This window comes from Myxococcales bacterium, assembly GCA_016720545.1.
GTDB lineage: Bacteria > Myxococcota_A > Polyangia > Polyangiales > Polyangiaceae > JAAFHV01.
Genome location: JADKKK010000034.1, coordinates 77,834 through 91,856, shown reverse-complemented (window position 1 = coordinate 91,856; position 14,023 = coordinate 77,834). Strand labels below are relative to the sequence as shown.

The following is a 14,023-nucleotide window of genomic DNA, read 5'->3' as shown; positions in this document are numbered from 1 at the left end:
GCCTTGGCGCCATTCTCGCAGCGCTTGCCGGCTCCGCGACCGGCTGCGGTGGCGACACACCGGCGGTGAAGTCCCCCTCGGGGGTGGGCACGAGTCCCGGTGCCGGTCCCGGCAGCCCGGGCTTCGCTCAGACCGGCGTCGGCGACGGCGGCACCGGGCTCTCGGGCTCCGCGAAGGACGCCTACGACCGCGGCTTCAAGGCCTGGGTCGAGGGCGACATCGAGGGCGCCCGGAAGGGCTTCGCCGAGGCCTCGGCCGCCGATCCGAAGGCGGCCGCGCCGCACTACTCGCTGGGCGTCGTGCTCGACCGCCTCGGTGACAGCAATGGCGCGATGCAGGAGTACCGCACGGCCATCTCGCTCCAACCGGACCACGAGCACGCGATTGGCGCCTACGCGCTCGCCCTTGCGGGTTCGGGCAAGGTGGGGGAGGCCGACACCTTCCTCACCGAGAAGCGCGCGAAGAGCCCCGACTCGCCCACGCTCACCACCTATCTGGCCGAGATCAAGTCGCTCCAGAAGGACCACGGAACCGCGCAGCAGCTCGCGCAAGACGCGCTGCGCATGAACCCAAACCACAAGGAGGCCATGGTCGCGATCGCGCGCGACCACTTCCGCGCACGCAAGATGGAGCTCGCGAAGTACGCCATCACGGCCATCCTCGACGGCTTCGGCGACACGGCGCCTGCGCGCGACAAGGACAACGCGGAGGCGCACCTCCTTCGCGGCCTCATCGCTCGCGAGAACGGCCGACGAGCGGCGGCGCTCGCGGCCTTCGAGGCGGCCTACGCGAAGCGCCCAGACCTCGCCGAGAGCGCCATCCAGCTGGGCGCCATCAAGCTCGAGGCGGGCAACGCGCAAGAGGCGCTCCCGGTCCTCGAGCGCGGCGTGCGCCTCGCCCCCAAGAGCCCTCACGCGCGCCTCAACCTCGGCGACGCCTACCGGCTCGTGGGTCGCCCGGTGGATGCGAAGCGCGAGCTCGAGCAGGCCCTCGCGTTCGACTCGACCCTCAGCATCGCGCACTACAACCTCGGGCTGCTGTTCCTGGTCTCGCAGAGCATCCCGGGCATGAACGCGAACGAGCAGGCGGCCCAGGCCATCCGCGAGTTCGAGGCCTACAAGACGATGCGCGGTGCGCGCGCCGAAAAGGGCGACGACGTCGACGACCTCCTGAACCGCGCGAAGGCGAAGCAGGCCGAGGTCAAGGCCGCCGCCGCCGCCCCGCCGCCCGCCGCCACTCCGGCAGCGGCGCCCGATGCCGGGGCTGCTCCGCCCGCCGCGTCGGCCCCGCCCGCCGCGTCGGCCCCGCCCGCCGCGTCGGCCCCGCCCGCCGCGTCGGCCCCGCCCGCCGCCCCTGCGAGCAGCGCCGCCGTAGGGCCGCAGCCGACCCCCACGCCGCCCGAGGCCCCCGCGGCCCCCGCGGCTCCGGCTCCCCCCGCGGAGGCGCCCGCCACGCCCGCCGCTGACGCGGGCTGATCATCCGCTGGCGGACGAGCCCCGCTGGCCTCAAGCTGTCCTCAGGAGTTCCCCAATGAAGAAGTCGTTGTTCGCTGCGTGCCTGGGTGTGCTGCTCATGTCGATCCCCGGCTCCGCGAGCGCGGAGGGCAAGGGGGTCATCACCATCAACGAGGTCACCATCGTCGGCCGCGTTCAGAAGCCGGTGGCCTCCGTCGACGTGAGCAAGATCCAGGCGAAGCTCACGCTCGCCGAGCTCCGCCAGCCCTTCCTCGATCGTATCGAGGAGGCGACCCACCACGACCCGTTCTGAGTCGCGCACGGGCTCGCCGAGCTCATGATCATCCCGCTCGCTGCAGCGTTGGTAGCGCTCGCCTGTTTCCTGGCGAGCGCTCGCCGTTTGTGGTTCGTGCTCAGCGCGACGTCCCACGATCTCGATCGTGTCGTCGAGGAGCTCCGCGGTGACGCGGGCGCGCGGCGAGCGGGGCGCATCGCTCGCGCCATGCGGAGGGAGGCTTCGTCGTGGGAGGCCGAGACGCTCGCCGCGGTGGCGCACCGCGACGTGGTCCGTCGAACGGCGGAGCTGAACGAGCAGATGACGGAGCTCGACCACCGCCTGGCCCGCTGGAGCCGCGTGCCGCGGGTCTGCGCGAGCCTCTCGTCGAGCGTGGGGTTCTTGCTCGCCGCGCTTCTCATGCGCCGCGGGCTCGCCGACCCTGCGAGTCTGGCGGGCGACGTGCAGGAGCTCGTCACGACAGGTCTCGTAGGGCAGGCGCTCACGGTGGTGGGCTTCGGGCTCGCAGGGGCGGTGGGATGCGCCGCGTTGCATGCGCGAGGCCGCCGCGCGGCCAAGGACGGCTCACTCGCCGCCGACGCCTTCGTCGCCCGCCTCGAGGTGCTCGGCGACCGAGGCCTCCTCGGTCTGGGCGGCGACGAAAAGTTCTCACCCGAGGAGAATCGTCCTGTAGAGTGAAAACGTCGGAACCTTCGTCCTCCAGCGCTGTCATTAGGGACGAATCGCTTTCCACCTTGCGTCCGCGATCCGCGACGGAAAGGCCCCAAGATGTCTCAGATGGGAATGCAGCCGAACAACTCGACCCGCCCGGGCCAAATGACCGCGGTCATGCGCGCCATGTCGGTCCAGACCGGTCCGAAGGTGCTGCGCCTCGGTCTCGTACAGGGCGGGCGCGTGCTCGAAGAGCGCATCATCAAGCAGCGCACGAGCGTCACCGTGGGCGCGAACGAGAAGGCGATGTTCGTGTTGCAGGCGCAGAACCTGCCCGCGAATTTCAAGCTGTTCGAGCTCATTGGCGCCGACTACTACCTGAACTTCATCGACGGCATGAACGGTCGCCTCGCTCTCACGAGCGGCATCACCGATCTGGCCGCGCTGCGCGGCCAGGCGAAGAAGGTCGGCAACGCTTACCAGGTGCGTCTCACCGAAGACGCGCGTGGCAAGGTCGTCATAGGCGACACGACGTTCTTGTTCCAGTTCGTCGCGCCCCCTCCCGTGCAGCCGCGCCCGCAGCTTCCGCTCTCCGTGCGCGGTGGGGTCGCGAACGAGATCGACTGGACGCTCACCATCATCGCGGCGTTCAGCTTCCTCGTTCACTTCGGGTTCGTTGGGGCGATGTACTCCGACTGGATGGACCCGCCGGTGAGCGAGGGCATCTCGGTGTCGGCGTTGATCGATCAGCTAAAGAACATCCCCACGCCGCCTCCGCTCGAGGTCCCGACCGACAACACGGTGTCGCCCACGGCGACCGCGGCGAACACCGCGGCCGCCGCGTCGAAGCCCGCCGGTGGCGGTCAGCACGCGTCGCACGCGGGCGCCGGAAAGAGCAGCTCGGTGAGCGACGCGAAGGCGGCCGCTCTCACGCAGCAGGCCGAGGCGATGCAGATGCAGCTCCTCGCCGCGCTCGGCGGGCAGTCGTCGGTCTCCGGCGCGCTCGGCCGCAACGGCGAGATTCCGCCCGTGGACCTCAGCGCGGCGGCCGCCAGCGGCGCTGGCGTTAGCGGCACCGGCGGCGATCTCCGCACGGGTAGCGGCGGTGGCCCCGTGCAGGGCGGTGGCGGTCGCGGGGGCCTCGGTGGCATCGGCGGCGGCACCGGCTCCAGCGGCACCGGCACGTCGGCGGGCACCGAGACCAAGGTCGTCGGCCCCACGGGCGTCGCGCAGGTCGGCGGCACCGCTGCGACCGTCCCCGTCTCCGACGCAGACCGCGTCATCGCCGGGCTTCGACCCCGCTTCCGCGCCTGCTACCAGGCGGGCCTCAACACCGACCCCTCGATGGCCGGCAAGGTCCAGATCGTGGCTAAGATCGGCCCGAACGGCGAGGTGAACTCCGCGAGCGTGGGCTCCAACACGGGCCTGTCCGCCAGCGTGGCTTCGTGCATCGCGCGCCACGTGAAGAACGCCCAGTTCGCGGCCCCCGGCGGTAGCGGCTCCACGCTCTCGATCCCGGTCACCTTCGTGCAGCAGTCGAAGTAGCTCTCGCCCCGGATTCTCCGACGGGTCGGTCTTCGGACCGGCCCGTCTCTCATTTGGAGGCCAACGACGATTTGCTGAACGCACGGCCCCCCGCGCGCAACGTACACGTGGGGAATGGACACACCCGGAACTTCGCGGCTCTCGTGGACCCGCCGACCAAGGTCCAAAAAAAAAAGAACGACACAATGAGTTCGTTGACACTACTCTCGGAACCAGAGTAGGTTCATCGTTGACAACGCGGGTGTGCCCGCACTTTAGGAGACGGGGATGCGTCTACTGACACTCAAATGGGTTGTGGCTCTCGGGGCCGTCGCGTACTTCGCGTCGCCCGCAGTCGCTCAGCAGTCTGGGGCCGGGACCCGGAGCCCGGACGCGCAGGTGGACTTCTCAAAGAAGACCCAGCTCACTCCGCAGGAGCAGTTGGAAGAGGCGAGCCGCCGGCTCACGCGCATGCAGAACCAGTCTGCGGCGATCGCGAAGAAGCTACAGACGGCGCGCCAGTCTCGCGACGTGGTCAAGTCGCTCTGCCTGAACGACAAGCTCTCGCAGGTGAACACCGCGAGCCGCACCGCGGCAGACCGTGCAGCGGCGCTGAAGTCGTCGGTGGCGCGGAACGACGCTGAGGCTGCGAACCACGAATACTCAGTCTTGGCGGTGCTCGCGCAGCGCTCGGAGCAGCTCGGCTCGGAAGCCAGCCAGTGCGTGGGCGAGGAGTCCGCCTTCGTCGGTGACACTGCGGTGAAGACGACGATCGACCCTACGGTCGCGCCGGACGACGCCACGTACCCCGGGTTCCCGGTGACCCCGAACCCGTTGCCTCCGCCGTGCCTTAGTTGCCAGCGGTAGTTCGACTTCGGGCGTGCATGTGGGGGGGGTTCCATCGCGTCCCTTGGCGTTGAGCGTCATAGGTGCCAGCGGTCCCCCCGCAGCGTCCAAATTAATCTCAGTTGAATCCAGTTTGAGGGGGAGAAGTTGGGCCCACTCGTGTTATGGACGGGCCACGGGGCCGGGTAGACCGCGTAATACAACATGAGTGACCACCGAACTTTGGGCGGGCCGCGGCTCGCCAGGCGCATTCCTCTTCTTGCCGCTGTCGCGATTCCCTTCGCGGTAGCTACCTTCGGTGGAGCGAAGGAAGCTCGCGCGCAGGCGTGGCTTCGCGATCGCTCGTACCAAGAGGGTATCGGCGTACGCGTTGGCGACTCCGAGCTGCATCCCGGCGTCGGCGCCGAGGTTGGCTACGACTCCAACTGGTACGCGCGGTCCCACAAGGATCCCCCGGCGGGCCAGGTGCTAGCCAACGGCGGCGTTCGCGAGGCAGGAACGCTGCGTGTTACCCCATCGCTGACCATCCAGTCCCTTGGGCCGCAGCGCCTCGGGCAGGCAGCGCCGAGCTTCTCTTACCGTGGCTCGGTCGCCGGCACCTACCGCGAGTTCTTCGGAACCGAGGTGAATGCCGAGCGCAACATGAACGTTCACGCGTTCTTCCGCGGCGACGTCCTCCCAGGTCGCCCTGTCGGTGTGGGCTTCTTCGGCGGATACCAGCGCATGGTGCAGCCGTCGTCCATTCCCGCCGGCGCTGGCGGGCTCACTTTCGATCGAAGCGACCTGAACGCGGGCGCCGAAGTGATCGTGATCCCCGGCCAGGGCACGCTCGACCTGCACCTCGGCTACCAGTTCTTCGGGGCTCTGTACGAGAACACTGGGGCGACGTCGCTGTCGAACCTCACGCACGAGGTCTCATTCAAGAACCGTTGGAAGTTCAGGCCGAAGACGGCGCTCTTCACCGAGACCTCGGTCCAGTTCGTCAGCTACCCGAACTCCGACCGGTCGATTCTCACCCTCAACGACGCGGTGCCTGTGCGCACCCGCGCAGGCGTGACGGGACTCGTGCTTCCTCGCCTGTCGGTCGTCGGTGCCCTTGGGTACTCCGCGACGTTCCTCGCGGGCGGTGGCCTCAATCAGACGTCGCAGTTCGACAGCATCAACGCGCAGGCCGAAGCGACGATCTACCTCACCGGGGCCGCCGCGCCCGACCCGACCCAGGCCGTCACCGCCGTCTCTACGCTGACCCTCGGGTACAGCCGGGACGTGCTCACCGGCTCGGCCCAGTCGTTCGCGAACAAGCCTACCTATCTCTACGGCGGCGGGCAGAACACGGTGCTCGGCAGCTACACCGGGCTCGACAAGATCTACGGCCGACTCAGCTACATGTTCGCGGGGCGCGCGATCCTCGCGCTCGACGGCTTCGTCGACATCCTCACGCTCCCGGCCCTCTTCGACGCGAACGGCGGGACGGTCGCGGGGACGGCGGGCGGGTTCTCGAACCTCCGTCCGGGCGCCTCGCTCTTCGGCGAGTACCGCTTCGTGGACTCGTTCGGGCTCAACCTCACCGTCGACTACGCGCAGCAAATCAGCGACGTGGTCGTCCCCGTCGGCGGCAATCAGGTCTTCGATCTCAACAACCGCCGCGTTCAGGCGAGTCTCGGCGCGCGCTGGTTCATGTGAGCGAGTGCGGCCGGGCCGGGCGGCCGTAGCCGCTCGAGCCCTCCTCACCCATGAAGTCACCTTTCCTCGCTCTCGCCTTCATTTCCGCGCTCTCCGGGTGCCCTGGGCGACCCGCCATGGGCCCCGCGCTGCCACGCGCTCTGCCGAGCACCACGATCGGTCCGGGGGATGTGTTCGAAGTGCACGTACTCGGGGAGGCGAACCTCCCGCACGAGTACCGCGTCAGCCCTGACGGCACGATCGATTTCCCGTACGTCAATCGCCTGACGGTCGCGAACAAGGAGCCGCAGGATGTGGCGTCGCTCATCCGCGCGAAGCTGATCGAGGCGAAGATCCTGACGGATCCGCAGGTGTCCGTCGCGGTCAAGCAGTACTACTCGAAGAAGGTCTCGGTGCTCGGCCAGGTGACTCACCCGGGCGCCATTCCGTACACCGAGTCGCTGCGCCTGGTCGAGGCGTTGTCGGCGGCGGGCGGGTTCACGCCGCTCGCCCAGAGCAGCCGGGTCATCCTCACCCGCCAGGTAGGCAAGGGGACGGTGACCGTCGAGATCAACCTGGACGCGATCACCGACGGCAAGCAGCCCGACGTCCTCCTGCAGGCGGGCGACACGATCAAGGTGCCGGAGCGCGTCTTCTAGTCCGGACAGCCCGCGAGGCTTCCACGCGAGCCATCCCGAGCCTCGCCCTGCAAGGTCGGACTGCGCGCCTTGTCGCCTCCGAACTAGGAACTGTCGGCCTCGGCTCTGCGGCGCGGAGGTCGAGCTCTTCGCTGCGGTCTCGCGTGCCTCGTCGCACTATGAACCTCATGAGTTGTCCGAGCGAGGAGCGCCAGCTCCTGGACACGGGCCGTGGATGGGTGCACCCCGAGCGGAGCGCCCCAGCTATCACCCGCCGCAGTCGACGAAGTCCGTCGTCAGGCCAGGTGGCCGTGGCTGTGAGAATGTGCCGCCGGGAATCGGGGGATTCCAGACGACCTCGTCGAAGCGCAGAAGTACGTCGGAGGCGGATGGAGGCACCTCGAGATGTACGGTCCGGGGCAGGTCGGCGGTGCACTGTGGGCCCGAAGGCGGCAGGCCCTCGCCCGGCAGGCCATCGGGGTCTTCCCAGGCTTTCGCCATGGCTCCCGGGGTCGGCTCCTCCAGAGACGCCTGGTAGAGGGTTCCGTCGAACTGATCGACGCGCACGCGGGCGAGCCTGAGCCGCTGGCTCGCCCAGGGCTTCGCGAAGTCGTCGGGGTGGACGGCCAGACGCACCTCTTCGCGCGCCTGGTTGGCCCCCGTCACCGTAACGACGTAGTAGCCCGCGCTGTCCCAGCGAATGGCGGGTGGCGAGGCGTGAGCGAGCACGGGGGGAACGCCCCGGAGGAGGCCGATCAGCACGTGGCCGGGCAGGGGGACCTGGGTGAGCCGCGCGATGTTGCAGGGCGCTGCGGGGCCTTCCAGGAAGCGTTTCTCGCGGATGTCGTACAGCGAGAATCGCCGCCCGTCGCTCGTGAGCGTGGCCAGGGTCGCGCCGAACGGGCTCACCGCGTCCATTCGCAGGCTGGCGGGAGCCACGGCGTAGAGCATGAGCTCGGCGCGCACACGCCCTTCCTTTCCGAAATGGTCGATTTTTGCGCGCGCGCGGAGGCCGTGACCGCAGCTCTGGGTCTCGGCGACACGCGCGAGGGCCGCCTCCCCGCTCGGCAGCTGCGACGACGGCGGTGCCACGGCGGTCAGGAAGCAACCGCCGAGGGTCGGTGACAGGAGCAGGAGGACGAGCGAGCCCAGGCGCTGCATTCGGCCACTCTACACGGCCACGCGTCGCCGCGTGGGTCGATCGCCGAACGTTCGGTGTCCGAAATGTGGACACTGCGACGCGACGGAGGGACAACAAAAGGTGACAGCGTGTGTCCGGCCGACCGCTGTTTTGGCGGCTGCCCTTGGCACGGCGGGTGCTCCATGCGGGGGATGTCGCCTTCTGTTGTTCATTCCTCGCGTGGTCTCCGCTCGGCGCTCGCTGTGGGGCTCGTGGCGACCCAGGGCGGCGGCTCATTCTGAGTCGGCGCCCGTCTCCCGGTGCCATACTGCCGCTATCCTAAGCGTTCGAAACGCGCGCGATCGCGGAAGGGAGCCGCGGATATGGATGCCACCTCGACAGGGGTGCACTAGAGGGGGGAGCATGGCCGCGTTCTCTTGGCTCGTTCGACCGCTCGAGTCGGATTTTCGCGCTCGGCTCGACACCCTGGCGGCGCGCAAGGGGCTCGTCACATCGGCCGACCCGGCGCGCCTCGCGGCCGCCGTGCGAGCCCTCTCGGACGTGTACAATCGCCGCGGCGCGGCCCAGGCTCACGTCGCTAGCGCCGCACGGGACCACCTCGGGGCGCGCCTCGCGTTCTCGTTCCCCCGCGACGTCCCGAAGGGCGCGGCCGCGGTGCGCGAGTTGGTCGGTGCTGGCCTGGTAGGGCTCGAGGGGCGGTCTCTGCGCGTGCTCGATCTCGGCGCGGGGCTCGGTGCGATGACCTTCGGCTTGGCGCGCGCCCTCGCCGCCGCGGGTCACGAGGGGAGCCTGGAGGTCGACCTCGTCGACGCCGATCCGCGGGCCCTCGACCTGGCGAGCGCGCTCGCGCGGACGACGACCGACGACCGTGTGCGGATCGAGGCGCGCCCCTCGTGCGTGGTCGCCGAGCGCCCGCCGCCCCCGGGACCCTTCGAGGTAGTCCTCGTTGGGCAAGTGCTGAGCGAGCTCGACGAGGGGGCGCCGCCAGAGGAGCGACAGGCGCGCCATGGGGCCCTCCTGGCGGCGCTTTTCGAGCGGCTGACACCGACGGGGTCGCTCGTCGTCGTCGAGCCCGCGCTGCGTGAGCGCGCGAGGCACCTCTCTGCCCTCCGCGACGCGTGGGTCGCGACCCGAGGCGCCGTCTTCGCGCCGTGCCTCCACGCCGCGCCCTGCCCGGCGCTCAGCGCCGCGGGCGACTGGTGCCACGAGGAGCTCGCCATCGATCTGCCCTCGTGGCTGGTGCCCGTGGCGCGGGCCGCCGGGCTGCGCTGGCAGGGCCTCTCATTCAGCTACCTCGTGCTGCGGCGCGACGGGAGAACGCTCCGCGACGCGCTGGGCGGCGCGCGCCTGCGCGTGGTCTCCGACCTGCTTCGCACGAAGGGCAAGTCCGAGGTGTTCGTGTGCGGGGAGCTGCCCTCGGGGCCGGGGCGCGAGCGAATCCGACGCCTCGATCGTCACGCGAGCGCGGCGAACGCGGCGTGGGAGCGCCTCGGCCGCGGCGTGGTCCTTCCGGAGCTCGGCGGGCACCCTCGCGTGGCAGAGACCACCGCGGTCGCGCCGCTGGGGGAGCGCCCGCGATGAGGGAGCTCCGCGGGCTCTACGCGGTGCTCGACGTGGACGCCGTCGCCTCCCGAGGTCTCGAGGTCGCCCGCGTCGCGGAGGCCATGCTCGAGGGCGGGGCGGCTGCGCTGCAGCTGCGGGCGAAGCGCCTCGCGACGCGCCCCTTGCTCACGGAGGCCGCGGCCCTCGCGGCCCTCGCGGCCCGCTTCGGCGTCCCCTTTTTCGTGAACGATCGCGTCGACATCGCGCTCGCGGTCGGGGCTGGGGTCCACCTCGGACAGTCCGATCTCCCGGTGGCGTGCCTTCGCAGCATCGCTCCAGGGACGCCCTTCGGCCTGTCGACCCACACCCTCGCGCAGCTCCGCGCCGCGCTCGCGGCGCGGCCGTCCTATGTGGCGTTCGGGCCCGTACTGCCCACTCGCTCCAAAGCCGACGCGGAGCCGGTGGTGGGCCTCGACGGTCTGCGCGAGGCCGCCGCGCTCGTCGGGGCGACGCCGCTCGTCGCGATCGGTGGGCTCACGGCGTCCCGTGCGGCGTCGGCCCGATCGGCGGGGGCCTCCATGGTGGCGGCGATCTCCGGGTTGCTCCCCGAAGCTCCTGAGCGCGATGGCCGCCGCCTCGACCAAGCGCTTTCGACGGTGCGTGCGCTCACCGCGGCGTATGCTTCCGCGCTGAGGTCGCCATGCTCATAACGTTCGTCGTTTCGACCACGCTCGTGCTCGGCGGGATGGCCCTCGGGCGGGTCATCGCGCGGAGCCTGGTGGCCAAGGACCCCCAGGAAGGGGGGGAAGGGCCCCCGCCGGCTGCGGCGCCGGCTGCTGCGCCCGCGGCGCCCGGGCCTCCCGCGCCATCGCCGACCTCCGACGCGCTCGAGGGGTTCCCCTGCCAGCTGGGCGACGTGCTGACGCGCCCAGGGGGCGACGAGGCGTGGCTCGCCGGAGGCCTCGTGCTCTCGGAAGACGTGCCCGTCGCGGTCCTCTTCATCGCGCCCGACGCAGGACACGACCGGGCGATTTACGCGCGTCGAGAGACCGACGCGCCGTTCTTGTGGCTGAAGCCGGTCGATCCAGGCGCCCTCGTCTCGCTCGCTGAGCCCCCTTCGTCGATTGAGCACGAGGGCGTGCGCTTCGAGCGGCGCAGGCGCCTACCGCTGAGCGCGCGACGGATCGGAACGGGAGCGCCCGACGTGGGCTCCAGCGTGATCGTCGCCGAGTACGCCTCGCCCGGCACCGAGCGCATGCTCGTGGTGCAGCACGACGGGCGCGCGCGGGTCTGGCACGGCGACATGCTCGAGCCGGGCATGGTCGACGTGCTGCCCTCCGGGCGCTCCACGTTCGAATAGCCGCCGCTCGCGCGCCGCGCCTCGCGCCTTCCCTTGGGCGTGGGGCGGAGCGTGGAACAGCGCCCTCGGGTGACGAGTCAGGCCAAATCAGCGGCGAAGAGCGTGGCCGCTGCCTCAGCGCGCCGAGGCCCGCAGCCCCAGGAGGAGCGACTCCATGACGAGCTGCGTCGACCCATTGGCGTGGAGCTGCTTCATCGCGCGCATCGCGAGATCGTAGCGCCCCGCGTGCACCTCCGGGCTGGCCGCGCCGCGTCCTCGTGCCGCCTCGCGTGCGTCGCGGGCGAACGCGAGCGCCAGCCCGCCGAGCAGCAGCGGGAGCTCGGCTTTTCCTTTCTTGCCGTCTTCGGCCAGGGCGTACGCCTCGCTCGCCGAGGGCGCGTCGATCGCGGCGCGCACGCGGCCGATGAACCCGTCGAGCGCCGCGCTGATCTCCGCGTCCGCGAGCTCTCGCGCCCTCGCGACGCTGCCGCCCGAGTCGGCGGCCGCGCGCGCCGCGGCCTCCGGCGCGAGCCCGCCCGCGACGAGCACCTCCGCGACGACCGCCAGCGGCAGGGCGCCAAACCGCAGGGCGAGCGCGCGCGAGCGGATCGTCGAGAGCAGCGATCCCTTCCGCGCGGTGAGGAGCACGAAGGTCGTCGCCCGGTGGGGCTCCTCGAGGGTCTTCAGCAGGGCGTTCGCCGCCGACACGCCGAGCTCGTCTGCCGCGCGCACGATGAACACCCTCGCGCGCCCCTCGTGCGGGGGGAACGCCGCCCGCGAGAGCACGATCGTGCGCACTTGGTCGATCGAAATCTCTCGGGATTCCGGCGTTTTACGACCAATCTGCGCCGGCTCGTAGAGGCCCCTCCCGAGGACGGCGATGTCCGGGTGCAGCGGGAGGCCCCCCGGCTCCGCTGGGACGGCGCGGCCGCACGCCGAGCACGACCCGCACGCGAGCCCGGCGGAGGGGCGCTCGCACACGAGGCACTGCGCCAGCCCGAAGGCGGCCCGCTCTTTCCCGACGCCCTCGGGTCCGTCGAAGAGGTAGGCGTGGTGCGTCCGGCCTGTGGCCAGCGCGCGCCTCAGGGTCTCGAGCGCCGTGGCCTGACCGAGGACTGTGTCGAGGGTGGCGGGCACGCGCCTACCTTCGACAATCCTCGTCCCGCGGTCAACGGTGACCTGGAGAGTCTCTACCGGCCTGTGAAGCTGGCCGCGCGCTTCTCGAGGAACGCCGCCATGCCCTCGCGCTGGTCTTCGGAGCCGAAGAGCGTCGCGAACGCCTGGGCCTCGAGCTCGTTCGCCACGGGCAGCGGGATGTCCTGTCCGCGCAGGAGCACGCGCTTGCACTGGGCGATGGCGAGGGGCCCCTTCTGTTCGATCTTCTTGGCCACTTCGAGGACCTTCGACCGCAGCTCTGCGCCCGGGACCACGGCGTTCACGAGCCCGATGCGGAGCGCCTCGGCCGCGCCCAGCATGTCACCCGTGAAGCACAGCTCGCGCGCGCGCCCGATGCCCACGCGTCGAGGCAGGCGTTGCGTGCCGCCGAAGCCTGGAATAACGGCGAGGTTCACCTCGGGCTGGCCGAACTTCGCGCGATCGCTCGCGTAGAGAAAGTCGCACGCCAACGCGAGCTCGCAGCCGCCGCCCAAGGCGAAGCCGTTGATCGCGCCGATGACGGGAAAGTGAGCGCGCTCCATCCGCTCGCCGGTGGCGTGCCCGAGGTCCGCGAACGCCTTTGCGGCGGCTGGGGTCATGGTCGACATCGCCTCGATGTCGGCGCCCGCGACGAACGCCTTCTCGCCCGCGCCGGTGAGGATGACCACGCGGACGGTCGGGTCGGCGTCGAGCTCTGTGATGGTGTCCGAGAGCGCGCGGACGAGCGCGAGGTTCAGCGCGTTCAGCTTCTCGGGGCGGTTCAGCGTGACGAGCACCGTGCCGGCGTCACGCTCGCGGAGGACGAGCTCACTCATGGGGTGTCTCCTTCTTTCTCTTGCTCGTTCAGAGCGCTCGGCCGACGCGCTGGCCCTTGTCATCGTACACGTAGAAGCCGCGACCGGACTTCTTGCCGTACCAGCCCGCGGAGACGAGGTTCCGCAGCAGCGTAGGGGCCCGGTACTTGGAGTCGCCGAGGTCGCGGTGGAGCACTTCGGCGATGGCGAGCACCGTGTCGAGCCCGATCAGATCGGCGAGCTCGAGGGGGCCCATCGGGTGGTTCAGGCCGAGCTTCGCGCCGGTGTCGATGTCCTCCGGTGTCCCGAGGCCCTCCTGCAGCGTGAAGCACGCCTCGACGAGCATGGGGATGAGGATGCGGTTCACGAGGAAGCCGGGGGCGTCCTTGCTGACCGTCACGGTCTTGCCCATCTTCTCGGCGGTCGCCTTGACGACCGCGAGGGTCTCCTCGGAGGTCTGGACCGCGCGCACGATCTCGACGAGCTTCATGAGCGCCGGGGGGTTCATGAAGTGCATACCGATGACCTCGGCCGGCCGCTTCGTCTGCCCCGCGAGCTTCGTGAGCGAGATGCTCGACGTGTTGCTCGCCAAGATCGCCCCCGGCTTCATCGCCTCGTCGCACGCCTGAAACAGCTTGAGCTTGAGCTCGAGGTTCTCGGTGGCCGCCTCCACCACGAGGTGACACTCGGAGAGCTCGCTCGGGCCAGCGGCAGGCCGAATTCGTCCGACGATCGCGCTGACGAGCTCGGCCGTGACTTTGCCCTTCTCGACCTGCTTGCCGAGGATCGCGGCGATCTTCGCCTTTCCCTTCTCCGCCAGTGCGAGGCTCGCGTCGGCGAGCACGACCTCGTAGCCCGCGGTGGCCGCGACCTGCGCGATGCCGCCGCCCATTTGCCCCGCACCCAGCACTCCGACCGTACGAATCTCCATGGCTGTCTCCTCGTGGTGGCGGCCGACCGGCGCCCGTGGTGGCTATACCAA

General features: G+C 70.4%; 14 protein-coding genes. 10 read left to right on the top strand and 4 right to left on the bottom strand.

What is annotated here, in order from left to right; all coding sequences use genetic code 11:
* Window positions 1–65 precede the first annotated feature (65 nt).
* The 7 genes from IPQ09_27130 to IPQ09_27100 all read left to right on the top strand — a co-directional run bounded on the left by IPQ09_27130 (window position 66) and on the right by IPQ09_27100 (window position 7,091).
* Window positions 66–1,475 carry a tetratricopeptide repeat protein gene (locus IPQ09_27130; protein ID MBL0197822.1) on the top strand — a complete coding sequence of 470 codons (1,410 nt, stop codon included), beginning with the start codon at window positions 66–68 and terminating at the stop codon, window positions 1,473–1,475.
* 55 nt (window positions 1,476–1,530) lie between these two features.
* Window positions 1,531–1,767, top strand: a complete 237-nt coding sequence (locus IPQ09_27125; protein MBL0197821.1) for a hypothetical protein — start codon at window positions 1,531–1,533, stop codon at window positions 1,765–1,767.
* Window positions 1,768–1,791: 24 nt separating this feature from the next.
* Window positions 1,792–2,427: a hypothetical protein gene (locus IPQ09_27120; GenBank protein ID MBL0197820.1), complete on the top strand. Its 636-nt coding sequence runs from the start codon at window positions 1,792–1,794 to the stop codon at window positions 2,425–2,427.
* Between the two features lie 90 nt (window positions 2,428–2,517).
* Window positions 2,518–3,945 (top strand): AgmX/PglI C-terminal domain-containing protein, encoded by a 1,428-nt coding sequence (locus tag IPQ09_27115; GenBank protein MBL0197819.1) that lies wholly within the window; start codon window positions 2,518–2,520, stop codon window positions 3,943–3,945.
* Window positions 3,946–4,239: 294 nt separating this feature from the next.
* Window positions 4,240–4,791: a hypothetical protein gene (locus IPQ09_27110; GenBank protein ID MBL0197818.1), complete on the top strand. Its 552-nt coding sequence runs from the start codon at window positions 4,240–4,242 to the stop codon at window positions 4,789–4,791.
* 183 nt (window positions 4,792–4,974) lie between these two features.
* Window positions 4,975–6,453, top strand: a complete 1,479-nt coding sequence (locus tag IPQ09_27105) for a hypothetical protein (GenBank protein ID MBL0197817.1) — start codon at window positions 4,975–4,977, stop codon at window positions 6,451–6,453.
* Window positions 6,454–6,569: 116 nt separating this feature from the next.
* Window positions 6,570–7,091: a polysaccharide export protein gene (locus IPQ09_27100; protein MBL0197816.1), complete on the top strand. Its 522-nt coding sequence runs from the start codon at window positions 6,570–6,572 to the stop codon at window positions 7,089–7,091.
* Between the two features lie 246 nt (window positions 7,092–7,337).
* On the opposite strand, the gene IPQ09_27095 is transcribed toward IPQ09_27100, so the two are convergent.
* Window positions 7,338–8,231 carry a hypothetical protein gene (locus IPQ09_27095; protein MBL0197815.1) on the bottom strand — a complete coding sequence of 298 codons (894 nt, stop codon included), beginning with the start codon at window positions 8,229–8,231 and terminating at the stop codon, window positions 7,338–7,340.
* Between the two features lie 382 nt (window positions 8,232–8,613).
* Between IPQ09_27095 and IPQ09_27090 the strand changes: the two genes are divergently transcribed.
* The 3 genes from IPQ09_27090 to IPQ09_27080 are packed head-to-tail and all read left to right on the top strand — an operon-like array spanning window position 8,614 to window position 11,113.
* On the top strand, window positions 8,614–9,792 hold the full coding sequence (locus IPQ09_27090; GenBank protein ID MBL0197814.1) for a hypothetical protein: 1,179 nt from the start codon (window positions 8,614–8,616) through the stop codon (window positions 9,790–9,792).
* Window positions 9,789–10,463: a thiamine phosphate synthase gene (gene thiE / locus IPQ09_27085; protein ID MBL0197813.1), complete on the top strand. Its 675-nt coding sequence runs from the start codon at window positions 9,789–9,791 to the stop codon at window positions 10,461–10,463. Before IPQ09_27090 ends, thiE begins: the two co-directional genes overlap by 4 nt.
* Window positions 10,454–11,113, top strand: a complete 660-nt coding sequence (locus IPQ09_27080) for a hypothetical protein (protein ID MBL0197812.1) — start codon at window positions 10,454–10,456, stop codon at window positions 11,111–11,113. The genes thiE and IPQ09_27080 overlap by 10 nt, the downstream gene beginning before the upstream one ends.
* Window positions 11,114–11,227: 114 nt before the next feature.
* On the opposite strand, the gene IPQ09_27075 is transcribed toward IPQ09_27080, so the two are convergent.
* Genes IPQ09_27075 through IPQ09_27065 form a run of 3 tightly spaced genes read right to left on the bottom strand, consistent with a single transcriptional unit; the run spans window position 11,228 to window position 13,972 of the window.
* Window positions 11,228–12,229, bottom strand: coding sequence for a DNA polymerase III subunit delta' (locus IPQ09_27075; GenBank protein MBL0197811.1), 1,002 nt, complete (start codon window positions 12,227–12,229; stop codon window positions 11,228–11,230).
* Window positions 12,230–12,282: 53 nt separating this feature from the next.
* Window positions 12,283–13,062 carry an enoyl-CoA hydratase/isomerase family protein gene (locus tag IPQ09_27070; GenBank protein MBL0197810.1) on the bottom strand — a complete coding sequence of 260 codons (780 nt, stop codon included), beginning with the start codon at window positions 13,060–13,062 and terminating at the stop codon, window positions 12,283–12,285.
* Between the two features lie 28 nt (window positions 13,063–13,090).
* The gene (locus tag IPQ09_27065) at window positions 13,091–13,972 is read right to left on the bottom strand and encodes a 3-hydroxybutyryl-CoA dehydrogenase (GenBank protein ID MBL0197809.1); all 882 of its coding nucleotides are present in this window, start codon (window positions 13,970–13,972) and stop codon (window positions 13,091–13,093) included.
* Between the last annotated feature and the right edge of the window lie 51 nt (window positions 13,973–14,023).